This is a genomic window from Streptomyces sp. NPDC041796, from assembly GCF_055590785.1.
On record NZ_JBVJAH010000013.1, the window covers coordinates 53,081 to 75,877 of the forward strand.

At 71.2% G+C, this 22,797-nt stretch carries 21 protein-coding genes; 10 read left to right on the top strand and 11 right to left on the bottom strand.

Translation table 11 applies throughout. The features are described 5' to 3' along the window. Positions 1-91: 91 nt before the first annotated feature. From ACZ6C1_RS25570 to ACZ6C1_RS25590, 5 genes are all read right to left on the bottom strand, one after another. Positions 92-1,627 (bottom strand): long-chain-fatty-acid--CoA ligase, encoded by a 1,536-nt coding sequence (locus tag ACZ6C1_RS25570; protein ID WP_469243833.1) that lies wholly within the window; start codon positions 1,625-1,627, stop codon positions 92-94. Positions 1,628-1,629: 2 nt separating this feature from the next. Beyond that, on the bottom strand, positions 1,630-2,865 hold the full coding sequence (gene hemA / locus ACZ6C1_RS25575; RefSeq protein ID WP_469243552.1) for a 5-aminolevulinate synthase: 1,236 nt from the start codon (positions 2,863-2,865) through the stop codon (positions 1,630-1,632). A 55-nt stretch (positions 2,866-2,920) separates the two neighbouring features. Then, positions 2,921-4,504 carry a class I adenylate-forming enzyme family protein gene (locus ACZ6C1_RS25580; protein WP_469243554.1) on the bottom strand — a complete coding sequence of 528 codons (1,584 nt, stop codon included), beginning with the start codon at positions 4,502-4,504 and terminating at the stop codon, positions 2,921-2,923. Positions 4,505-5,181: 677 nt separating this feature from the next. Then, the gene (locus ACZ6C1_RS25585) at positions 5,182-5,964 is read right to left on the bottom strand and encodes a thioesterase II family protein (protein ID WP_469243556.1); all 783 of its coding nucleotides are present in this window, start codon (positions 5,962-5,964) and stop codon (positions 5,182-5,184) included. Positions 5,965-6,048: 84 nt separating this feature from the next. Beyond that, positions 6,049-6,168: a hypothetical protein gene (locus ACZ6C1_RS25590; RefSeq protein ID WP_469243558.1), complete on the bottom strand. Its 120-nt coding sequence runs from the start codon at positions 6,166-6,168 to the stop codon at positions 6,049-6,051. A 225-nt stretch (positions 6,169-6,393) separates the two neighbouring features. On the opposite strand from ACZ6C1_RS25590, the gene ACZ6C1_RS25595 reads away from it, so the two are divergent. After that, positions 6,394-9,621 (top strand): tetratricopeptide repeat protein, encoded by a 3,228-nt coding sequence (locus ACZ6C1_RS25595; RefSeq protein ID WP_469243835.1) that lies wholly within the window; start codon positions 6,394-6,396, stop codon positions 9,619-9,621. Between the two features lie 494 nt (positions 9,622-10,115). Here ACZ6C1_RS25595 and ACZ6C1_RS25600 read toward each other — a convergent pair whose 3' ends face one another. Together ACZ6C1_RS25600 and mca are read right to left on the bottom strand one after the other, a co-directional pair. Further along, a complete protein-coding gene (locus ACZ6C1_RS25600) occupies positions 10,116-10,358 on the bottom strand; it encodes a hypothetical protein (protein ID WP_469243560.1) in 243 nt (80 codons plus the stop codon). Next, on the bottom strand, positions 10,351-11,232 hold the full coding sequence (mca, locus tag ACZ6C1_RS25605) for a mycothiol conjugate amidase Mca (protein WP_469243562.1): 882 nt from the start codon (positions 11,230-11,232) through the stop codon (positions 10,351-10,353). Before mca ends, ACZ6C1_RS25600 begins: the two co-directional genes overlap by 8 nt. Positions 11,233-11,383: 151 nt before the next feature. Between mca and ACZ6C1_RS25610 the strand changes: the two genes are divergently transcribed. Further along, the gene (locus ACZ6C1_RS25610) at positions 11,384-11,785 is read left to right on the top strand and encodes a DUF4307 domain-containing protein (protein ID WP_469243564.1); all 402 of its coding nucleotides are present in this window, start codon (positions 11,384-11,386) and stop codon (positions 11,783-11,785) included. A 178-nt stretch (positions 11,786-11,963) separates the two neighbouring features. Beyond that, positions 11,964-12,461, top strand: coding sequence for a transcription elongation factor GreA (gene greA, locus ACZ6C1_RS25615; RefSeq protein WP_469243566.1), 498 nt, complete (start codon positions 11,964-11,966; stop codon positions 12,459-12,461). Between the two features lie 72 nt (positions 12,462-12,533). Here greA and ACZ6C1_RS25620 read toward each other — a convergent pair whose 3' ends face one another. Both ACZ6C1_RS25620 and ACZ6C1_RS25625 read right to left on the bottom strand, forming a co-directional pair. Further along, entirely contained in the window at positions 12,534-13,385 is an 852-nt protein-coding gene (locus ACZ6C1_RS25620; protein ID WP_469243568.1) for an ABC transporter permease, read from the bottom strand. After that, a complete protein-coding gene (locus ACZ6C1_RS25625) occupies positions 13,382-14,395 on the bottom strand; it encodes an ATP-binding cassette domain-containing protein (protein WP_469243570.1) in 1,014 nt (337 codons plus the stop codon). Before ACZ6C1_RS25625 ends, ACZ6C1_RS25620 begins: the two co-directional genes overlap by 4 nt. Positions 14,396-14,600: 205 nt before the next feature. On the opposite strand from ACZ6C1_RS25625, the gene ACZ6C1_RS25630 reads away from it, so the two are divergent. Then, positions 14,601-14,756 carry a hypothetical protein gene (locus ACZ6C1_RS25630; protein WP_469243572.1) on the top strand — a complete coding sequence of 52 codons (156 nt, stop codon included), beginning with the start codon at positions 14,601-14,603 and terminating at the stop codon, positions 14,754-14,756. Here the strand turns inward: ACZ6C1_RS25630 and ilvA are convergent. Further along, positions 14,738-15,967, bottom strand: a complete 1,230-nt coding sequence (ilvA, locus tag ACZ6C1_RS25635; RefSeq protein WP_469243574.1) for a threonine ammonia-lyase — start codon at positions 15,965-15,967, stop codon at positions 14,738-14,740. The two genes, ACZ6C1_RS25630 and ilvA, sit on opposite strands and share 19 nt — an antisense overlap. Before the next feature lie 132 nt (positions 15,968-16,099). Here ilvA and ACZ6C1_RS25640 point away from each other — a divergent pair, with 132 nt between their 5' ends. The 3 genes from ACZ6C1_RS25640 to ACZ6C1_RS25650 are packed head-to-tail and all read left to right on the top strand — an operon-like array spanning position 16,100 to position 17,366. After that, a complete protein-coding gene (locus ACZ6C1_RS25640) occupies positions 16,100-16,636 on the top strand; it encodes a MarR family winged helix-turn-helix transcriptional regulator (protein ID WP_469243577.1) in 537 nt (178 codons plus the stop codon). A 32-nt stretch (positions 16,637-16,668) separates the two neighbouring features. Next, the gene (locus tag ACZ6C1_RS25645) at positions 16,669-17,121 is read left to right on the top strand and encodes a sigma factor-like helix-turn-helix DNA-binding protein (RefSeq protein WP_469243579.1); all 453 of its coding nucleotides are present in this window, start codon (positions 16,669-16,671) and stop codon (positions 17,119-17,121) included. Then, positions 17,118-17,366, top strand: a complete 249-nt coding sequence (locus ACZ6C1_RS25650; protein ID WP_469243580.1) for a hypothetical protein — start codon at positions 17,118-17,120, stop codon at positions 17,364-17,366. The genes ACZ6C1_RS25645 and ACZ6C1_RS25650 overlap by 4 nt, the downstream gene beginning before the upstream one ends. A 24-nt stretch (positions 17,367-17,390) precedes the next feature. Here the strand turns inward: ACZ6C1_RS25650 and ACZ6C1_RS25655 are convergent, their stop codons facing one another. Continuing rightward, a complete protein-coding gene (locus ACZ6C1_RS25655) occupies positions 17,391-18,545 on the bottom strand; it encodes a cystathionine gamma-synthase (protein ID WP_469243582.1) in 1,155 nt (384 codons plus the stop codon). A gap of 60 nt (positions 18,546-18,605) precedes the next feature. Between ACZ6C1_RS25655 and ACZ6C1_RS25660 the strand changes: the two genes are divergently transcribed. From ACZ6C1_RS25660 to ACZ6C1_RS25670, 3 genes are all read left to right on the top strand, one after another. Beyond that, positions 18,606-19,715: a hypothetical protein gene (locus tag ACZ6C1_RS25660; RefSeq protein WP_469243584.1), complete on the top strand. Its 1,110-nt coding sequence runs from the start codon at positions 18,606-18,608 to the stop codon at positions 19,713-19,715. A gap of 279 nt (positions 19,716-19,994) precedes the next feature. Next, positions 19,995-21,608 (top strand): M48 family metalloprotease, encoded by a 1,614-nt coding sequence (locus ACZ6C1_RS25665; protein ID WP_469243586.1) that lies wholly within the window; start codon positions 19,995-19,997, stop codon positions 21,606-21,608. 6 nt (positions 21,609-21,614) lie between these two features. Continuing rightward, a complete protein-coding gene (locus ACZ6C1_RS25670) occupies positions 21,615-22,715 on the top strand; it encodes a hypothetical protein (RefSeq protein WP_469243588.1) in 1,101 nt (366 codons plus the stop codon). The last annotated feature ends 82 nt before the right edge of the window (positions 22,716-22,797 follow it).

Here is a 22,797-nt window from a genome sequence, read left to right on the forward strand (position 1 = left end):
TGCTACGGGTGTTACGCGAAATGGTTCTGTGGCGATCGGTCAGCCGCATGGGGGACTGGACGATTCAAAGCCGGTCCGAGAGTGATTGCGGCTACGAACCGGCGGTCGCCTCGTATGTCGAGACGAGTGCCCTCTTGAGAACTTTTCCGCTGGTTCCCATCGGGAGAGCGTCGATGAACTCGACTCGACGAGGGTATTTATATGCGGCGAGCCGCTGTTTGCCCCATTCGATGATCTCTTGATCCGATGCAGAGGTGACGTCCTCCGGCCGGGCAGGCACAACAATCGCCCACACCTCCTCACCGAGCACAGGGTGGGGAACACCGATAACCGCCACCTGTGCCACCGCAGGATGTCCGAGGAGGACCTCCTCGATTTCGCGCGGATGGACGTTGTAGCCGCCACGAAGAATCAAGTCCTTCTTACGGCCCACGACCGAAAGGTAGCCGTCGTCGTCCAGCCTGCCGAGATCGCCGGTGAGGAACCAGCCGTCGATCAACACCTCGGCGGTGAGGTCCGGGCGGCCGAGATATCCGGCCATGACGTTCGGACCGCGCACCACGATCTCGCCCACCTCACCGACGGGCAGGAGATCGATCCTGTCGGCGTTCGGCCGGGCTATACCGACCGTGATGCCGGTGATCGGAACACCGACCGTTCCGGATCGAAAAGTCAGGCCGGGATAGTGATAGGCAACGCTGCAGGAGGTCTCGGTCATCCCGTAGCCCTCGTACACAGGACATCCGAATGCGCTTCGGACGTCTTCGAGGGTCTTGACCGGAAGCGCCGATCCCCCGCTGTACACGCGGTCGAGACGAGGAACCGGCTCTCCCTGGGCCACCGCGTCGAGCAATTTGACGTACATGGTCGGTACGCCCATGAATACCGTGCATCGGTGTTTCGTCATGAGCGCCAGGGCCTCACGGCCGGAGAACTTCGACATCATGACGATGGATATACCGGCGCGGAATCCAGTGAGCATGCCGCAAATCTGACCGAAGCCGTGCGACAGCGGCAAACACCCGAGTAATACGTCGTCACTCCGAAACGCGTAGGGAGTGGTGACCATCCTCTCGACGTTGTACAGGATGTTCCGGTGGGTGAGCATCACCCCTTTCGGCTCACCCGTCGTACCGGACGTGTAGAACACGACCGCGACAGCGTCGGGTTCCCGCACCACGACATCGTCGATCGGCACGGTGTTCCGCGCCTCGTTCTCCAGGTCCACGGTGCCCGCGGGGTCCGGGCCGACGGTGAGGAGCACCGTGCCGAGCGGCTCCGCCGCCTCTCTCGCCCGGGCGAGGAGTGAGGCGGCGCACACCAGAAAACGGGCGTCCGCATCGGTGAGTACGTGATCGATCTCCGACGCGGTCGACATGACGTTCAAGGGGACCGCGACGGCTCCGGCCGCCAGCACGCCGAAGTACACGACGGGGAACTGCGGGGTGTCGACCAGGAGCACAGCGACCCGGTCTCCTGGTCGTACCCCGTGGGCTTGCAGCACGGAGGCGTAGCGACGTGCCCGGTCCCACAGCCACCCGTAGGTGACATGCTCGGACTCGTGGATCAGGGCGGAGTGGTCGGGTCGCTGCGCCGCCGCGTCGGCCAGCACGCCGGCAACTGACATGGTCACTGCGGCAGCCGGCCCCGGGCACTCGCGGTCGGGATGCCCAGATCCTTCCAGATTCCGTGCAGGGCCTGGGCGAAGTTCTCGACATCGCTCTGATCGTGCACGGCGGATGGAGCGATCCGAAGGATCTCCTGGCCCGCGGGGACGCTGGGGGCATTGATGGACTGGACGTAGATCCCGTGCCGCTCGAACAGCAGCTGGGACGCCCGCTTGCACATGTCGTCATCACCGACGAAGGCCGAAACAATATGGGAGTCGGTGGAAAGGAACGGGATGTCGGCCGCGGTCAGAAGGCTGTGCAGAAGCCGCGCGTTCTCCGAGAGACTCTTCCTCTCCACATCGGAGGACCGCAGGTACTGAACCGACGCCAGCGAAGCGGCCGCGACCGCCGGCGGCAGCGAGGTCGTGAAGACGAACGAGCGCGAGTAGGTCCGCACCGCGTCCACGAGGGCCGCCGGCCCCGCTATGTAGCCGCCGACCGTTCCGTAGCCCTTCGCCAAGGTACCCATCACGACCGTGAACCGGTCGGCGATGCCTTCCCGCGCGGCGATGCCGGCGCCCTGCGGGCCGTACATCCCGACCGCGTGGACCTCGTCGATGAAGGTGGTGGCACCGTACTTGTCCGCAATGTCGGCAATCTCGGCGAGCGGTGCGACGTTGCCCGACATGGAATAGACCGATTCCACGACGATGAGCTTCGGGCAGTCGGCGGGAGCGGCCGCGATCAGCTCTTCCAGGTGGGCGACGTCGTTGTGCCTGAAGACGTGCTTCTTCGCGCCGCTGTGCCGGAGACCGTCGATGATCGAGGCATGGTTCTTCGCGTCGGAGAATACGACGGTGTCCTTCGGCAGCCCCGCCAGCACGGAGAGAGATCCCTCGTTGGCCGTGTATCCCGAGGTGAAAAGGAGAGCGGCTTCCTTGCCGTGCAGATCCGCCAGCTCATTTTCGAGAAGGACGTGATAATGGTTGGTTCCACCGATGTTCCGGGAACCTCCGGAGCCTACACCGTGGGTATCGATCGCGGCCTGCATGGCCGCGATGACCTGGGGGTTCTGACCCATTCCCAGGTAGTCGTTGCTGCACCAGACGCTTACTTCCGAATCCACCCCGTCGCGCCGCGCGGTGGCCATGGGGTAGTTACCGGAACGACGGCCGATCTCCAGGAACTCGCGCTTGCTGCCGGCAAGATCTTCAGCGGTGTTCCCACTCAGGTACGATTCCAGGTGAGCGTTCATTGATTCGCCTTCTCGACGTAGCGGTTTGATGGTTCTGCGAACCGAAATGTCTACGCTATGCGTATTGCGATTTGAGGAGCACCTTGTCGGGCTTGCCATTGCTGTTCATCGGCAGAGCGCTCAAGATGTGTATCTTTTCGGGCACGTGAATCGGGGACAGGGTCTCAGCGATTCTTGTGCGGATGTTTTCCACTTCGACGACCTCGGCCGGATCGCATTCGATTGCGGCGTGGATGTGCTCGCTTCCGTCCTCGTCCTGCACGCCGTAGACGGCGGCGTGCCGGACACCCGGGTGGGAGAGAATTTCCGCCTCGAGAACTATGGGGTGAACCTTGACGCCGCCGACCTTGATGACGTGGGCCACCCGACCCAAGAGGGTCAGATATCCTCGCTCGTCGAGGGAGCCGATATCGCCGGTGAAATACCAGCCGTCACGAAGAACTTGAGCAGTCAATTCCGGGTTGCCGTTGTAGCCGTCCATCATCTGAGGCGAACGGACACGAACCTCACCCACTTCCCCGGCCGCCAGTTGCGCACCCGTGTCCGAGTTGCAGACAACGACCTCCACCTCAGGGAAGGGCCGGCCGACAGTGGCCGCGAGCTCCGGGTCCCCGTGCTCCGAAGGTGTCAGGATCGTGATCCGGCCGCTCTCACTCGTGGCATACCCCTGCGCGAGAATGGGGCCGAAAAGCTGAAAAGCCTGTGCGATTCTGGCGGGTGCCGCGGGGCTGCCACCGTAGACAATCCGCTTCAGCGAAGAAAGGCCCGCGGCTTCCACGGCGTCCCTGTCACGGATTCCTCGCTCCAGCAGATGGTCGATGACCTGGAACACGTGATTTGTCGCCATGAACGTCCACGAGACCTCCTTCTCCGCGGAGACGGTGTCCACAAATTTCTCGGCATCGAAGCTCTCATGGAGATAGAGCGCTCCGCCCAGGGCGAAGACCGCGTCCGCCATCGTGGCAACGCCATGACTCAGAGGGGTCGACACCAGGATCGACGCACAGTCGTATTCGCGACCGACCCCCATCCAGGCACGCATGGTGGCTTCCCATGCCCGGCCCGCCAACCGGATGCCCTTGGGCCGTCCCGTGCTGCCACTCGTGAAGCCGATGAAGGCCAGTGCATCCGGATCCCACGCCACGGCGTCCGGGGTATCGGCAACGTCGACCCGGCCGACCTCATCGCGCTCCCCATGCTGAATGCGTGTCACCGGGAGCCCACTGCCATCGGCGAGCTCTGCCGCGCGCTCCGCACCTTCGGCATCGGCATAGATGGTCACGGCTTCGGTGTCGCGCAAGATCTGGATCTGGTGATCCAGCGGGAGGACCGTTTGCCTGGTACCGGGATTAGTGGTGCGCAAATAGCACACGGCGCCGCCGAGCAGATGTGTCGCGTACCGCACGGTGAGCATCTCGGGGCTGTTGGGTGCGACCAGAATCGCCACCACATCCCCCTTGCCCACTCCGCGATTGCGCAGCGCAAGGAATGTTTCGGTCACGGACCGAACCAGGTCACCACCGGAGAAGGCTTCGCCACGCCAATGAACGACATCTCGATCCGGCGCGTCCGCGAGCAGTGAGAGGATTTCCGAGGCATAACTCCGACTTGCGCTCCACCAATGCTCGGGCAGGCTCATGGGACCTTCCTTTGCTTTTGCCAACTCTAACGACGTTATCCAATTGGGCGGTTCAATCTTCGTCACGCAACCGAAGTAAGCGGTAGATCGTTCGAGTGGCCATAACGGAGTACCGGACGGCATCCCGCCCGGGGTAGCCATTCGGTGCGCCCCGAACGGCTACCCCGGGTGGGGCGAGGACGGCGGTCCGGGAGCGGCAGTGCGGGGGGAAGCCACCGGCTGCGAATGAGGTGTCGCCGTTCGCGGGGCGGAGCAGCGAGGCGTGGGGTTCTGGCGGTGCCAGGGTGGCGGCCGGGCGGGAGCCGGGTGTGCTGCCAGGGGCCTGCGAGGAGGCGGGTCCACCAGGGACGCGGGTCTACCGGGAGGCGGGTCCACCAGGACGCGGGCCGAGCGGATCGTGCGGCGGGCAGGGCGGTCGCGCCGGCCGGCCGAGCAACAGGAAGTGGCCGGATGGCGCACCGGCGGACAGTGGTCGACACCGGCACCCTGGCCAGGCCGGGGTCGCACGCGGCGAGGCGCCGTTCGCTCCCCCGCACCCGAGCGTCGCACCAGGCCTCACGGCTGGGACAGGGGGCAGGTGGAGGGCGCGCTCGCCCGTGCGCGCCCACTCGAAGTCCTCGGTCAGCTCCCCGGCGTCACCGGCGACCAGCAGTCGGTCGTCGGCCGCGGGCCGTCCGTCACCGGTCCGACGCGGGCGGGCCGGTCGGCGACGGCTCCGCGATGCCGGCGGAGATCGCCTCCATCACCGCCGCCGCATGGGAGTTGAGGTAGAAGTGACCGCCCTCGTACACCTTGAGTTCGAAGCCGCCGACCGTGTGCTCGCTCCAGGCCTTCGCCTCGTCGAGCGTCACCTGGGGGTCGTCGTCGCCGGTGAGGGCGACGACGGGGCAGTCCAGCGGAGGGCCTGGAACGTGGCGGTACGACTCCACCGCCTTGTAGTCGCTCCTGACGGCCGGGAGGATCATCCGCAGCATGTCCGGGTCGCCCAGGATCTGGGAGTCGGTCCCACTGAGCTTCTGGAGCTCGTCGATCAGGCCGTTGTCGTCCCGCAGGTGCACGTTCCCCTCCCGCGTACGCGACGGGGCGCGCCGGCCGGACGCGAAGAGACGCAGAGGCTTGATCGCCTTGCTCTCCAGGCGCCTGGCGACCTCGTACGCCACCATGGCGCCCATGCTGTGACCGAACAGGGCCAGCGGCTTGGTGTCCAGGGACAGCAGCTCCTCGACGACGTGGTCGGCCAGCTCGCCGATGTCACTGACACACGGTTCGCCGCGCCGGTCCTGGCGGCCCGGGTACTGGACCGACAGCACCTCGATCGACCGTGACAGCGCACGGGAGACAGGAAAGTAGAAGGTGGCCGAGCCTCCCGCGTGCGGGAAGCAGACCAGCCGGACAGCGGCGTCCGGCGCCGGGTGGAATCGGCGCAGCCACGCTCCGTCGTGCCTGGTGTCACCTGTCATGGTTCTTGGACTTCCCCTCGATCGGTACGGGTTCTGGTTCGGCGGGGGCCGGTCACACCGCCCAGGAGCCCGCGTTCGGCGGCGTCACGGGGATGCATCGGATCTGCCGGTCCACCTGGGTCCGTCGGGCCCGCACGGCCTCGGGTCGTCCGCCGCCGCGATCTCCCGGCGGACCACCACGTGCGCCGCGCCTGCCGCGCCCATGACGGCGATCCTATGGGTCGGCCGGGCGAAGGACCGGTCCGCGTCGATGGAACGCCTCGCCCCAACAGTGCTACCACTGGGCCGGGTTGTCGGCGTGCTGAAGGAGGCGCGTACCGGGCGCCTCGCGTGTCCCGAGGTTGTCCACAGCCCCTCGCGCCGATCAGCCGTGCGGCGGACACTTGTCCCCGGAGCGATCGCTTGCGGAGGGGGACGCGGATGACGCCGATGCGGGAGAGTCACCGGGCGGAGGCCGAGCGGCTGTTGGCCCGGGCCGTGGAGGAGGAGGTGCGGCGCTCAGGCGGCCGGGCCGGCGCGGGAGTGCTGCTGGCGCGGGGCCGGGACGCGCTGGACACCCTGGCGGCGAGCGCCGCCGAGGAGTACGCGGCGTACACGGCGGCGCTGGACGAGGCGGAGGCCGGCCGGCCAGTGCTGTCCGAGCGGTTCAGCGGGCAGGCCCTCGCGGCGCCGGGACTGGTCACCGTGGTCGCGGCGGTGGCGGCGACCGGCGCGGACCTGGCGCTGGGCACGGCGGTGGGCACGGCGATGGGGGCCGGGGCGGTGGTGGCGGTCGCCGGGGTGGCGACGACGGTGCTGAGGGCGACCGCGGCGCACTGGCCGGCCGCGCACCGCCGGGCCGGCGCCCTGGGCCGGCCCGGCGGGCCGGAGCAGTTGCGGCTGCAGTGGCTGACGGCGCTGGAGGTACGGGGCATACGCCCGTTCCTGGACCAGCAGCGGATCCTGTCGGCGGCCGCCGGGAAGGCCCCGGAGCCGCAGGCGGCGCCGCGGTTGCGCGGGCTGGACCGCAGTGCGATCGCCCGTCGGCGCGCAGCCCTGGAGCAGTCCTACGGGCACCTACCGGAGCCGGACGCACCGTTCGCGGGGAGGCGTGCGGAGCTGGAGCGGATCGAGCGGTGGGTGCGATCGGCGCGGGCCTCGACCGAGACACGGCCGGTGGTCGTGGTGCTACACGGTGAGCCCGGCGCGGGCCGCACCGCGCTGGCCGTACGGGCCGCGCACCGGTTGCGGGACCTGTTCCGCGGGGCGTGCCTGGTGGATCTGCGGGGCGCGGGCGGCGACGAGCCCCCGCTCACGACGCGGGACGCGCTGTTGAACCTGCTGAACCGGCTGGGCGCGCCGCGCGAGCAGTTGCTGCCGCGGGACCGGTCGTCGGCGGAGCAGCAGGTGCGCAGGCTGGCCGAGGTGTACCACCAGCACCTGACCGGGCTGCCGGTGACGGTGGTGCTGGACGACGCGCACGACTCCGGGCAGGTCCGCACGCTGATCCCGGAGCGCTCCGACGGCCTGGTACTGGTGACGGCGCGCGAGCCGCTGGACCTGGGCGAGGACGTGCCGGCGTGGGTGCACCACCTGCCGGTGGGCGGACTGGACGAGGCGGACGCCGAGGAGCTGCTGCGGTCGGCTGCCGACGGGCCGCGCGCCGGCCCGTACGACGCGGAGGCCACGGACCGGCTGCGGGAGCTGTGCGGCGGGCTGCCGCTGGCCCTGCGGGTGGCGGGATCGGCGATCGGCCCCCGCCCGGCGGGCGAGGTGGTGCGGCTGCTGGCCGGGCAGGCGGGCGACCCCGTCGGGCGGGCCCTGGCGGCGTGCTACGCCACCGACCTGGACGACGACCAGCGCCGGCTGCTGCGGCGTCTGGCGCTGGCGGGCCGGGCGTCGCTCGGTGCGGCGGCGGCCGCGGCGCTGCTGGCGGCGGGCGAGGCGGAGGGGCGGCAGCGGCTGAGGGAGCTGGCGCGGGCGGGGCTGCTGGACCAGGTGCGGGGCGACCGGTTCCGGCTGCACGACGCGGTACGGGCGTTCGCGGCGGCACGGCTGCGTGAGGAGGAGGACGCGGAGACGATCGCGGCCGCGCAGGAGCGGCTGATCCGCAATTACGCGGAGCTGGCCGACGCGGTGATCCGCATGGTCGACGGCAAGATGTCGACGCGCGCCGGGCACGGGGCCCGCTTCGACGGGCACGGCTTCGCGTCGCTGGACGCGGCGCTGCGCTGGCTGGACGACGAGTCGGCGTTCCTCACGGCCGCACTGCGAGGCGCGGAGGGCGTGGGCCGGCAGACGGTGCTGGACCTGCTGGGCGCGCTGTGCGACTACTGCCTGCTGCGCGGCGACCTGCACCGGCTGGGCGAGCTCCAGCAGCTCACGGAGGCGGTGGACCAGGGGCTGCTGGTGCGGTCGGTGCAGTGGCGTACGGGTATCGCGGCGCGGCAGCTCGGCGAGCTGGACACGGCGCGTACGACGCTGACGTCGGTGGTGTCGCTGTACCAGGAGGCCCACCAGGACGCGGGGGCGGCGCTGGCGCTGTGCTCGCTGGGCATCACGCTCCAGCACCAGGGCAATCTGCCGGAGGCGGCGGCGAGGCTGCGCGAGGCGCTGGAGCTCCAGGCGTCCCCCGAGCTGGCGGCGGACCGTGCCTGGACCCTGCACGCCCTGGCGGCCGTGGAGCGGGACCGGGCGAACCTCGCGGAGGCGCTCGGCCTGCTCGGTACGGCGCTCGCGCTGCACCGGGAGAGCGAGTCGCTGCACGGCGAGGCGTGGGCGCACTTCCAGCTCGGCCAGGTGTGCCTGCGGATGGGTGACGTGCCGCGCGCGGAGGAGGAGCTGCGTACGGCGCTGGAGCTGTACGGGCGCACGCACGACGCGCGCGGTGAGGCGTGGGCGCTGACCCAGCTGGGCAGGGCCCGCCTGGTGGACGGCGACCCCGGCCCGGCGGCCGAGCAGCTAAGCACAGCCCTGGCCCGCCACCGGGACAACGAGGACGCGCGCGGTGAGGCGTGGACGCTGTACTACCTGGGCCAGGCGCTGGAGGACCGGAGCGAGACGGACCAGGCGGTACGGGAGCTGGAGCGGGCCCGCACGATGTTCTCCCGGATGCGGGACGTGTACGGGCTGGCGTGCGCCCGCCACCACTCGGGCCGCGCCACCCGCGACCAGCGGGCCGCCCACACGGGCAACCTCCGCAACTCGGGCTTCGCCCGCCAGCTCCTGGTGGACGCCCGGGCGGATTTCCGCCGCATCGGTGTGGCGCACGGCGAGGCGTGGACGTGCCTGGAGCTCGCGGTCATCGACGCGGGCAACAGCCGCGCCCCGCAGGCGCTGGTTCTGTGCGACGAGGCGACCGCGCTGTTCGACTCGTACGGTGATCTCCGTGGCGCGGACTGGTCCCGCTTCCTGCGCTGCACCCTGCTGCCGTACGCCTCGCCGGGCGGCGTGGAGGTCGGCACGGTCGTCGCCCAGCAGGAGCTCACCGCACTGACGGACGCCGGGCACCCGGCCCGCGACCCCCGGGTGCCGGACGCCATGGCGGCCTGGTCCCTGGTACTGGAGCGCGGCATCCGCCTGGAGTCGCCCTGGCAGGCCTGGCCCCTGGGCCTGACCCCCGACCGGCACGCCCGGGAGGTGATGGGCGTCCCCACCGAAGCCGAGGCCCACCCCTGACGCCCGCGCGCCGGGCGCCGCCGGCCTGGAACACCCGGACGCCCCCGCTCAGGGCACCGCCCGCCAAGAACCCCGCTCTGACGTCGCCGACAGGGAGCACGCCGCTCCGGGCACCCCCGCCCGACCCACCTCGCTCAGGGCACCCCGCCGGACCACGCCACCCGGGGGCACGCCGCCAGGGAGCACGCGCTCGGAGCACGCGCGACCCACCTTGCTCAGGACACTGCCCACTCGGAGCACCGCCGACAGGGAGCACGCCGCTCCGGGCACCCCTGCCCGACCCACCCGTTCAGGGCACCCCGCCGGGACCTCAGGGCACCCCGTCGGGACCTCAGGCCCCCGCCCAGACCACCCCGCCTGAAGGCATCGCCGGCATGGAGCACGCGCAACCAGGCCGGCGCCGGCCGGGCGCGGGCAGGCCACGGCTCCATGACCACCCGGGGTGGTCATGGAGCCGTGGCGGCGACCGGCGCGGAGACTCCGCGCGGGAGTCGCTACCGCGCGCTCTTGGCGGCCTTCGCCTCGGTGCCCGCCTGCGCGGGGGCTTCGGGGGCTTCTTCGAAGTCGACCTTGCCCATGTGGCGGTTCATCGACTTCATCAGCATCCACACGCCCAGCGCCATGACGGCGAAGACGATGAAACCGAGGACGCCGGGGGTCACCTTGTTCTCGTCGAGCTCCTTGGCGGCGAGCGGGACGAGCTGGGTCAGTGCCTGGTGTGCGCTCATGTCAGGCATTGTCGCGGATGCCCGCGAAGAGGTCGTCCTCGGGGAGGGAGGTGTCCACCACGGACTTGGCCAGCTCGTAGTCCTCCGTGGGCCATACCTCCTTCTGGATCTCCATCGGCACGCGGAACCAGCCGCCGTCCGGGTCGATCTGCGTCGCGTGGGCGATCAGGGCCTTGTCGCGGATCTCGAAGAAGTCGGCGCACGGAACGTGCGTGGTCAGCGTCCGCTCGGCGCGCTCGAACTCCTTCCAGCGCTTCAGCCAGTCGCCGTACGGCGACTCCAGACCACGGGCGAGGAGCGCCTCGTGCAGGGCGACCGTGCGGGGACGGTTGAAGCCCTGGTTGTAGTACACCTTCAGCGGCTGCCAGACGGGGCCGAACTCCGACTCCGGGTACTTCTCGGCGTCCGCCGCACCGTCGAAGGCCACCATCGTGATCTTGTGGGTCATGATGTGGTCGGGGTGCGGGTAACCACCGTTCTCGTCGTACGTGGTGATCACCTGCGGGCGGAAGGCCCGGATGGACTTCACCAGGCGGCCGGCGGCCTTGTCGACGTCCTCCAGGGCGAAGCAGCCCTGGGGCAGCGGCGGCAGCGGGTCGCCCTCGGGAAGACCCGAGTCGACGAAGCCCAGCCACTCCTGCTTGACGCCCAGGATCTCCCGGGCCTCGTCCATCTCCTTGCGGCGCACCTCGTGGATGTTCTCCTCGATGTAGGGGTCGCCCTGGAGCTTCGGGTTGAGGATGGAACCGCGCTCGCCCCCGGTGCAGGTCACGACCAGCACGTCCACCCCCTCGGACACATACTTGGCCATCGTCGCCGCGCCCTTGCTCGACTCGTCGTCGGGGTGGGCGTGAACGGCCATCAGTCGCAGCTGCTCAGTCAAGACTCGATCCTCATGAATTGTCACGGTCAATAGGGGCCGTCCCCAAGGGACGTCGATGCGGGGTGGCGGTCGGGCGGTGGGAGGGCGGCTTCTATAGTGACGGAATCGGTGGGCGGAAAATTCCGCCGTTCGGCCGAGGAGAGGAACGATCATGAGTGCGGTGCGGGAAGGGCTGCCCGAGGGCCGTTACGGCCGCTCGGCGGACGAGCGTGCCGACCGCAAACTCAAGATCGTCGGCTCGGTGCTGGGCGTCGGGCTGCTCGCCATGGTCGGCTGGTTCGGGTACGACTACGTCGCCGGCCAGCGGATCAGCGCCGAAGTGATCAAGTTCGACCTCTCGGCCGACGACCGGGTGCAGGTGCACCTGGAGGTCCGCAAGGACAGGGACGCCAAGGGCTCCTGCACGCTGCGCGCCCTGGCGGAGGACGGTGGCGAGGTGGGCCACAAGGACGTCCGGTTCGACCGGGCCGAAGAGCGGATCGACCAGGTGGTCACCGTACGTACGACGGCCAGGGCGACGACCGCCGAGCTGCTCGGCTGTACCTCGGAGTAGACGCGCCAGGCATCCGGTCCGTGTCCACAGCGTGACCTGCGCGGACACAGATTCCGTGGCTTTCGTCCTCCCCCTTGCCCGCCGAAATTGTTAGGCTCGTGGTTTCGCCCATCCAGGAAGGCACAATCCTTCTGGGTAGGGCGATGCTTTGTATTCCCAGTACCGACGAGGAGCACCTGTGACCCAGACCAGCGAAAACGTCACCTGGCTCACCCAGGAGGCGTACAACCAGCTCAAGGCCGAGCTGGAGTACCTGTCTGGTCCCGCGCGAACCGAGATCGCCGCCAAGATCGCGGCTGCGCGCGAGGAGGGCGACCTGCGCGAGAACGGCGGGTACCACGCGGCCAAGGAGGAGCAGGGCAAGCAGGAGCTCCGCGTGCGCCAGCTCACCCAGCTCCTGGAGCACGCGAAGGTGGGCGAGGCTCCCGCGGAGAGCGGCGTCGTGGCGCCCGGCATGGTGGTCACGATCGCGTTCGACGGCGACGAGGACGACACGCTGACCTTCCTGCTGGCCTCGCGGGAGTACGCGAGCTCCGACATCGAGACGTACTCCCCCCAGTCGCCGCTCGGCTCGGGCGTCAACGGCAAGAAGGTCGGCGAGGACGCGGAGTACGAGCTGCCCAACGGCAAGAAGGCGTCGGTGACCATCCTCGACGCCAAGCCGTACTCGGGCTGAGACACCGGATCCGGACGTACGACACCGAAGGGCCGGGCCGCGCACTCTCGCGCGGCCCGGCCCTTCGGGTTGTCAGGAGGCCGAGCGGTACTTGCGCACGGCGAGGCTCCGGAACACCACGATGATCAGCAGCGACCAGAGGATCGAGGCCCACACCGAGTGCTGCATGGGCCAGGCGGTGGAGTCCGAGACGCCGGGGTTGCCGAACAGCTCGCGGCAGGCCTGCACGGTGGCGCTGAACGGGTTCCACTCGGCGATGTGCCGCAGCCACGGTGTCATCTGGGACGAGTCCACGAACGCGTTGGACACGAACGTCACGGGGAAGAGCCAGATCAGCCCGCCCGACGTGGCGGCCTCGGGGGTACGCACGGAGAGGCCGATCAGCGCGCCGATCCAGGAGAACGCGTAGCCGAGCAGGAGCAGCAGGGCGAACGCGCCGAGCGCCTTGGGCACGCCCTCGTGGATGCGCCAGCCGACGAGCAGGGCGACCACCGCGAGGACGACGACGGTGAGCGCGGTCTGCACGAGGTCGGCGAGCGTACGGCCGGTGAGGACCGCGCCCCGGGCCATGGGCAGGGACCGGAAGCGGTCGATGAGGCCCTTGTGCATGTCGTCGGCGATGCCGGCGCCCGCACCCGCGGTGGCGAAGGTGACGGTCTGGGCGAAGATGCCGGCCATCAGGAAGTTGCGGTAGACGTCCGGGTCCGTGGTGCCGCCGATGTTCATCGAGCCGCCGAAGACGTAGCTGAACAGCACCACGAACATGATCGGCTGGATCAGCCCGAAAATGATCATTTCCGGGATCCGGGACATACGGATCAGGTTCCGGCGGGCGACGACGAGGGAGTCGGCCACCGACTGGGCGATGCCGCCGCGCGGCTTGGGGGCGGCGAGCCGGGGGGTGGTGTCGGACACGGCACTCACTTCACTGCCTCCTTGTGTCCGCCCTTGCGGTCGTCCTTGGGTGTGCCGTCGGTGTTGTCCTCGTCGGCCAGTTCGGCGGCGTGGCCGGTCAGGGAGATGAACACGTCGTCGAGGGTGGGGCGGCGCAGGCCGATGTCGTCGATCTCGACGCCCCGGGTGTCCAGTTCCCGGATGACCTCGGCGAGCAGCTTCGCACCGCCGGTGACCGGGACGGTGAGCTTGCGGGTGTGCGTCTCGACGGCGACCTCTCCCTTGCCGAAGCCGGCGAGGACGGCGCGGGCGGGGTCGATCTGGTCGGGCTGGTGGACGACGACCTCGACGCGCTCGCCGCCGGTGCGGACCTTGAGCTGGTCGGAGGTGCCGCGGGCGATGACCTTGCCGTGGTCGACGACGCAGATGTCGTGGGCCAGGTGGTCGGCCTCCTCCAGGTACTGGGTGGTCAGCAGCAGGGTCGTACCGCCGGCGACCAGTTCCTGGATGACGTCCCACAACTGCTGCCGGTTGCGCGGGTCGAGTCCGGTGGTCGGCTCGTCCATGAACATCACGGGCGGCGACACCACGAGCGCGGCGGCGAGGTCGAGCCGGCGGCGCATGCCGCCGGAGTAGGTCTTGGCGGGGCGGTCGGCCGCTTCGGCGAGGTTGAACCGCTCCAGCAGCTCGCCCGCGCGTATCTTCGCCGCCTTGCCGGACATCTGGTAGAGCTGGCCGACCATGTGGAGGTTCTCGCGGCCGGTGAGGTATTCGTCCACGGCGGCGAACTGGCCGGACAGGCCGATGGCCCGGCGGACCTCGTTGGGGTGCTTGAGGACGTCGATGCCCGCGACGACCGCCTTGCCGCTGTCGGGCTTGAGCAACGTGGTGAGTACGCGCACGGTGGTGGTCTTGCCGGCACCGTTGGGGCCGAGGAGCCCCAGGACCGTCCCTTCGGGGACGTCGAGGTCCACGCCGTCCAGAGCCCGTACGTCACCGAAGGTCTTCACAAGGCCTTCGGCGTGAATTGCGCCTGGCATGTGGGTTCTCCCGTTGATGGGGTGAATCGCTACCCGAAGCGTAGGGATGCCGGACGGGACCCGCCCGGCAATTGTGTGACTGCGGCCACAGACTAACGCGATACATCGCGACTCACAAGAGGCTCCGCCCCGGACAATCCGCGTCCGGAGGCGGCCGTCACAGAGGCGGCCGCACGCGCGCGCCCGTCAACCGCGGCCGTCACACGTGGCCGTCCCGGAGGCGACCGCCCGGGAGGCGACCATCACGGACGCGGCCATCACGGAGGCGGCCGCACGGGCCGGCGCGGCCGCAACGGGCCGGACCGTCGCCGTCGCGGCCGCACGGGCCGGACCGTCGCCGGGTCAGGGCATCACCGTGTAGCCCGCCTCGCGCAGGGCGGAGGAGACCTCGTCGCAGTGCTCGGGGCCCTTGGTCTCCAGGTGGATCTCCACCTCGACCTCCGTCAGGCCCAGGCGCGGGTCCGTGCGGACGTGGCCGACGTCCAGGACGTTGGCGTCGGCGACCGACAGGACGCCCAGCAGGGTCGCGAGGGCGCCCGGGCGGTCCGTGAGGCGCAGCCGGAGGCTCAGGTAGCGGCCCGCCGCGGCCATGCCGTGGCGCAGGATCCGCTGCATCAGCAGCGGGTCCACGTTCCCGCCCGACAGCACGGCCACCACGGGCCCGGTGAACGACTCGGGCGCGTCCAGCAGCGCCGCCACCGGGCTCGCCCCGGCCGGTTCCACCACCAGCTTGGCCCGCTCCAGGCAGAGCAGCAGCGCCGACGACAGCTGGTCCTCGGTCACCGTGCGCACCTCGTCGACCAGCTCCTCGACGATCCCGAACGGCACGTCCCCCGGGCGTCCCACGTGAATGCCGTCGGCCATCGTGGGCGCGGTGTCGATCGCCAGTGGGTGGCCCGCCGCCAGCGACGCCGGGTACGCGGCCGCCGCCTCCGCCTGTACGCCGATCACCCGGACGTCCGGCCGCATCGCCTTCACCGCCACGGCGATGCCCGCCGCGAGCCCGCCGCCGCCGACCCCGACGACGATCGTCCGGACCTCGGGGCACTGTTCGAGGATCTCCAGCCCCACCGTGCCCTGCCCGGCGATCACGTCCCGGTGGTCGAAGGGGTGGATGAACACCGCGCCCGTGTCGTGCGCGTACTCCTGCGCCGCCGCCAGGGTCTCGTCGACCACGTGCCCGTGCAGCCGCACGTCCGCCCCGTACTCCCGCGTCGCCGCCACCTTCGGCAGCGGGGCGCCCACCGGCATGAACACCGTGGACCGCACGCCCTGCAGCGACGAGGCCAGGGCGACGCCCTGGGCGTGGTTGCCGGCCGACGCCGCGACGACCCCCGCCGCCCGCTCCTCCGGGCGCAGCCCCGAGATCCGCACGTACGCGCCCCGCAGCTTGAACGACCCCGTCCGCTGGAGGTTCTCGCACTTGAAGTGGACCGGCGAGCCCACCAGCCGCGACAGGTACCGGCTGCCCTCCATGGGGGTCACTCTGGCCACCCCGGACAGCATCTTCTGCGCGCCGCGGACGTCGTCGAGAATGACCGGGTGTGAGGGGTGTGGCGTACCGAAGCTCATGACGCCCAGTCTCGCAGCTCATCACGTTTGTGCAGCGCTGGTACCAAGGCGCACAGGTCCGCGTACTCTGTCCCCCACCAACCGACCACCACCGCACGAGAGAGCCCCGCAGCCATGCCCACATCTCAGGACATGACGAGTTCTGCGCCTGTCTCCCCGGGGGCCACCCCCGAACACCAGGGCGACCACGGTCTCCTCGATGCCCTCCAGCACCAGGTGGCCGTCTTCGCCCGGCGGGCCGAGCAGACCCGCCTCGGCGGCACCGGCCAGCTCCGCAACTCGATGGACCGCGCCGCCTACCTGCTCCTCAACCGTCTCGACCAGGAAGGCCCGATGGGCGTCAAGGCGCTGGCGGCGGGGATGGGCATCGACTCGTCCACGGTCACCCGACAGGTCGCGCCGCTGGTCGACACCGGCCTGGTCAAGCGCACCTCGCACCCGGAGGACGGCCGTGCCGTCGTGCTCCAGCTGTCGCCGCGCGGGCAGGCCCGCCTGGAGGAGGTCCGCTCCTCCCGGCGCGAGCTGATGGCCCAGGTGACGGACGGCTGGACCGAGTCGGAGCGCGAGTCGTTCTGCACCCTGCTCACCCGCTTCAACTCCGCGCTCTCCGCCCGGCAGGCCGGTCTGCCGCCGGCCGAGCGGGACACGGAGGCGGCTCCGGCCTCTTGACCCGGGCCGGGCGCCTGGCCTGATATGAGGACGTGCGAGAGCAGCGGCGGCATCAGGCCACGGCGCAGCTCCCCCGCGCCCGGGAGCGGGACTTCGAGGCGTACGTCGCGGGCGCGGCGGGCCGGCTGCTGCACGCCGCCACGCTGCTGACGGCCGAGCCGCCCGGCCGTGCCCCGCGTGCGCAGGCCCTGCTGACGGCCGCGCTGGCCGCCACGTACGCCCGCTGGGACCGGCTGCGCGGCGAGGACCCGTACGACCTCACCCGTCGTGAGCTGGCCGCCCGGTTCGCCCGCGCGGCCTGGCGCTTCCACCGCCCGTACGGCGGGGTCCTGTCCCCGCTGAGCCCGCTGGAACGGCTGGTCGTCGTGCTGCGGCTGTACGAAGGCGTCGCCGAGGAGCAGACGGCGGCGCTGCTGGGGCTGCCGGTGGACCGGGTACGGGCGACGTGTACGCGCGCGGTGACCGTCCTGCGGAGGCAGCCGTGAGGGACCGCAAGGAGGACGAGGTCCGTCGCCTGCTCGACGCCCCGCCGCACGTCCCGCTGCCGCCGGACCTGCTGCCCCGCGCGGTCAGCCGCGGCACACGCGCGCGGCACCGGGCGCGGCTGCTGCGTCGCGTCCGGTGGGTGCTGCTGACGGCCGCGGCGGTCGCGTTCGCGGTGTGGGCCTCGGCGGCGGAGCCGTGGCAGGCACCGTCGGCGGAGGTCACGCCACCGTTCCGTGGCTGGTGACGTGACCGCCCGCGACCAGTGGGCTCAGCCCAGTGCCTGGCGCAGGTCCTCCAGCAGGTCGTCCACGTTCTCGATGCCGACCGACAGGCGCACCAGGTCCGCCGGGACCTCCAGCAGCGACCCGGCGACGCTCGCGTGCGTCATACGGCCCGGGTGCTCGATGAGCGACTCGACGCCGCCCAGGGACTCGCCCAGCGTGAAGAGCTTGGCGCGGTTGCAGACCTCGACGGCCGCCTCCTCGCCGCCCTCGACGCGGAAGGAGATCATGCCGCCGAAGCTGCGCATCTGCTTGGCGGCGACCTCGTGTCCCGGGTGCTCGGGCAGGCCCGGGTAGAGGACCTGGGTGACCTTGGGGTGCTGCTGGAGCATCTCCGCGACGCGGGTCGCGTTCTCGCTGTGCCGGTCCATGCGTACCGCCAGCGTCTTGATGCCGCGCAGCACGATCCACGAGTCGAACGGCCCGGCGACCGCGCCCATCGCGTTCTGGTGGTAGGCCAGTTCCTCGCCGAGCGTCTCGTCGGCCGTCACCAGCGCGCCGCCGACGACGTCGGAGTGGCCGCCCATGTACTTCGTCAGCGAGTGCACGACGACGTCCGCGCCGAGCGCCAGCGGCTGCTGGAGGTAGGGGCTGGCGAAGGTGTTGTCGACGACGAGCCTGACGCCCGCCGTCCGGGCGACGTCCGCGAGGGCCGCGATGTCGGTGATGCCGAGCAGCGGGTTCGACGGGGTCTCGACCCAGATCGCCTTCGTACGGTCGGTGATCGCGTCCCGTACCGCCGCCGGGTCGGAGGTGTCGGCGACCGACCACTCCACGCCCCATCGTGCGACGACCTTCGCGAAGAGGCGGAACGTGCCGCCGTACGCGTCGTTGGGGATGACCACGTGGTCGCCGGGGACGAGGAGCGTGCGCAGCAGGCAGTCCTCGGCGGCGAGGCCGGAGGCGAAGGCGAGACCGCGCCGGCCGCCCTCCAGCGCCGCGAGGTTCTCCTCCAGGGCCGTACGCGTCGGGTTGGCGCTGCGGCTGTACTCGTAGCCGCCGCGCAGGCCGCCCACACCGTCCTGCTTGTAGGTGGACACCTGGTAGATGGGCGGGACGACCGCGCCGGTCAGCGGGTCGGCGGTGTTGCCCGCATGGATGGCGCGGGTCTCGAAGTTCTGGTGGGTGTGCTCGTCGCTCATGAGGTCCGAGCGTAGTCGCGGGCGGCTGTACGCACCGGACGCGTCCGGGACAATGGGCCCATGGAGATTCTCTGGTTCCTGTTGGCGGTCGGCATGATCGCCATGGTCCTCGTGCCGTGGCTGAGGCGCCGCCGCACCGGTGGCGGTATCCGTCTGGTCCCGCCCGGTTCGCCGGACGCCGCCGACCCGAGCGCGTACGGGTTCGTGCGCCAGGAGCACCTCGACGTGCGGATGCCGGGGCCGGACCAGGACCTCCTGGACGTCCTGGAGGTGGTGCAGCGCACGCAGGACTGGCGGGCCGCGTCGCAGTTGCTGGCGGGTACCGACAAGGACGGCGAGGTGCGCTGGCAGCGGGTGCAGGCGTTCGCGGGCGCCGCGTCGCTGGAGCTCGCCCAGCAGCCCGGCACGGGCGGCGCGTGGCTGCGGGCCTGGCGCGCCGAGAAGCCGAAGGACCCGGGCGGGGCGGAGGTCCACGCCGAGTTCCTGGTGCAGCAGGCGTGGCGTTCGTCGTCGGCGGGCACGGACGACTTCCGCATCATCCTGGAGGAGGCGCGCACGGTCTGCGAGGAGGCCGCGCTGCTGGCCCCCGGTGACCCGGTCCCGTACATCGTGGAGCTGGCCGTCGCGAGGGGCCTCGGGTACACGCACGAGCAGTTCGACCAGGTGTGGGCGAAGATCATCGACCGGGCGCCGCAGCACATGGGCGCCCACCTGGCGGCCCTGCACTTCTGGTGCGAGAAGTGGCACGGCTCCCGGAAGGACGCGGACCGGTTCGCCACGGCGGCCGCCGCGCGTGCCCCGCAGGGCTCGCTGCTCGCCGCGCTTCCGCTGTTCGCGGTCTTCGAGCACCTGCCGGAGGTGTCGCTGGTGCAGGACTTCTACGGCACCGAGGTGGTGTCGAAGGCCATGGAGGGGGCGCTCTACGCGGTCCACTCGGCCCGCCCGGACGACCCCATGCTGGCGCACGTCCGCCACCTGCTGATCCACTTCCTGGTACGGGCGGAGCGCTGGTCCGAGGCCATGCACCAGCTGGTGCACGTGGACGGCCACATCGGCGCGCTCCCCTGGACGCTGAGCGAGGACCCGGCTGCGGAGTACGCGGTCTACCGCGCGCTCGCGGTCGCGGGCTACGAGGCCAACGGCGGCAGCCCGGCGACGCTGCCGCACTGAGCCAGGCCGCGCACCGGCTCCGCCCACCGTCCATCCGCCCACCGTCCCTCCGCCCACCGTCCCTCCGTCCGGCGGGCTCCGGCCCGGTACGGACACCACTGCGTCCGTGCCGGGCGACGTGCCCGCGGGACGGCGTCCCGGCCGGGCGCCCGGCGCCCCGGGGCGGCCTCCGCTTCCGGCAGGGGAACGCGCTTGCGAGGCGCGTTCGCGGTGGGTGATACTCCGCTTCCCCCCACGCCTCTTCGTCATGTCCATTTCCCGTGGGGGGAACTCTGCCCGATGGGCGCATCCCTGCGCGCGCTGCGCGCCCTCGTCCTGCTCGCAGGCTTCTATCTGCTCGGCGTACTGCTGCTCTGCGTACTCGCCGGCGCCGACTACCTGCTGTACCTGTACGTGCCCTCCGGCCTCGCCGCCAAGCTGTACGTCGTCTCGCTGCTCCTGGCGATCCCGGTCGTGCGCGGGATGCTGATGCTGCGGACGCCGAAGGACACCGGCGCCCCCGGCCTCGACGTCTCGGAGGCCGACGAGCCCGAACTGTGGCGCACGGTGCGGGAGCTCGCCGCCGAGGTCGGCACCCGGGCGCCGTCCCGGATCGTGCTCACCGGTGATGTCAACGCGGCCGTCAGCGAGAACGCCCGCCTCCTCGGCCTGCTCCCCGGACCGCGCCGCCTCTACCTGGGCGTACCGCTGATGCAGGGGCTGAACCAGGCCCAGTTGCGGGCCGTCCTCGCCCACGAGCTCGGGCACTACGCGAACCACGACACCCGCCTCGGCGCCCTCACCGTGCGCGGCCGGGCCCAGGTGCTGCGTACCGTCCGCCACTTCGAGGAGCGGGCCGCCAGGACCGCCGACCGCGAGCGGGCGCGCCAGGAGAAGCGGAACGCCAAGGCGGTGGCGAAGGGCCGGGAGGCCCAGGAGGTCGAGACGGGCCGCGCCGGCATCACGTACCGCACGATGGCCCGGCTCTACACCGCCTACGCCAAGCTCTACTTCCGCGCCACGCTCGCCGACTCCCGCCGCCAGGAGTACGCCGCGGACACCGCGGCCGCCCGGATCGCCGGCCGGGACGCGACCGCCTCCGCGCTGCGCGAGATCCCGGCCCTGGACGCGGCGTTCGGGTTCTACATGGAGTCCTACGCCACGCTGGGCGCCGACGCGGGGCTGCTGCCGCCGCCCGGCGAGGTGTTCGGGGGCTTCGGCCACCTGCTGACCGCCCGGGAACTGGAACTCGTCGGGCTGCGCACCGAACTGCCCACCGAGCCCGCCTCGGCATACGACTCGCACCCGCCGATCGCCGACCGCGTCCGCCGCGTCGAGGAGCTGCCGCCGGACGGGCGGGCCGACGAGGCGAGGGGCGCCGCGACGGACCTCCTGGCCGACCAGCACCGGACGCTGACGGCACTGGAGACCGCCGTCCTCACCCCCGAGGTTCTCGCCTTCCGCCGGACCGGCGGGTGGCAGGAACTGCTGGACGCGTCCATGGGCGCGCGGCTCGCGGCGTTCGAGTCGCCGCTGCACCGCGCGCTGGCCATGTACACGCACCAGCAGCCGACGCTGCCCGCGCTGCTGAAGGTGATCGAGGACGGGCACCTGTGGAAGCTGGCCCAGCGGGTTCCGATGTCCGACGAGGCGGCCGCGGCGAACGGCCGGGTCTTCCGCGAGTTCGTGCGCCCCACGCTCCGGAAGTCGCTCAGCGGCATGGTCCTCGCGGATCTGGCCGCCCGCGCCCTGCTGCGCTGGGAGTTCTCGTGGTCCGAGCCCGCGGCCGTACGCCTGCCGGCGGCGGCCGACGGGACCGAGCCCGACCTCGACGGGGCCGTGGAGGCGGCGCTCGCAGACACCCCCGACACCACGCCCCTGCGTGCCCTGCTCACTTCCACCCACGGACGGTAGACCGCGTTGCCCACCATTCTCTGGATCATCCTGACGCCCATCGTCCTCGGCCTGGCCGCGATCGGGCTGTACTTCCTGAAGGCCGTCGTCCAGGGGGCCGTCGAGGGCTGGCGCGAGGGCAGCGCGGAACCGGTCGTCGACGCGACCGCGCTCGGTTTCCTGCCGCCCGAGCGGCTGAACACCAAGCTGTCCGCCCCGGACCCGGCCCCCCTGGCGGCCGCCCTGGCCGCGGCGAGGGCGGGCGACTGGCAGCCGGCCGCCGCGCTGTTCGAGGCGACGGCGGCCGCGCGGGACTGGGAGCTGCGTGCCCGGCACTGCGAACGGCTGGCGGACCTGGCGGCGGAGGACGACGCCTGGCTGCTCGCCTGGGAGGCGGCCCGCCCCGACGACCCGGGCGCGGCACTGCTGCGGGCGCGGAGCACCGTGTTCCTGGCGTGGCGGGTGCGGGGCGCGAAGCGCGCCCAGTACACCACCGGGGAGCAGTTCGAGGGCTTCCGCCGGATCCTGGTCCGGTCCCGCGAGGAGCACGCCCGCGCGGCGGCCCTGGCGCCCGAGGGGGACCCGTGCCCGTACGTCGGCGAGCTGTGGACCGCCCTCGGGCTGGGCTGTCCCCATGCCGACATGGACCGGCTGTGGGAACAGATCACCGAGCGCGCCCCGCACCACTACGAGGCCCACTACTCGGCACTGCAGTACTGGTGCGCCAAGTGGCGCGGCTCGGAACGGCTGGCCCGTGACTTCGCGGCACGGGCCGCGAAGGACGCACCGCTGGGGAGCCTGATGACGGCGTTCCCGCTGATCGCGCACTTCGAGCACGACGAGTCCGACACGACCGACGCCGACCGTACGCCCGAGATGTACGCGCTGGTCGACGCGGCGCTCGCCGACGCGGCCGCCGCCGACCCGGACCACCCGCGTCTTCCGGAGGTCCGCCACCTGCTGGCGTACTACCTGTCGCTGCAGGGCCGCGACGAGGCGGCGGTGGAGCAGTACCGGCTGGTGGACGGGCACATCGGCGCCCTGCCGTGGCGCTACCGGGCGGATCCGGCGGACCTGTACTGCAGGCTCCGCGACGAGAGCGTGGCGCTGACCGCTTCGGCCGGCTGACGTACCGCGGTCGTCGCGGAATGCGGGGCGGCAGCGGAGCGTTGTTCCGGTGCCGCCCCGGCGTCCCCGCGACAAGGAGACC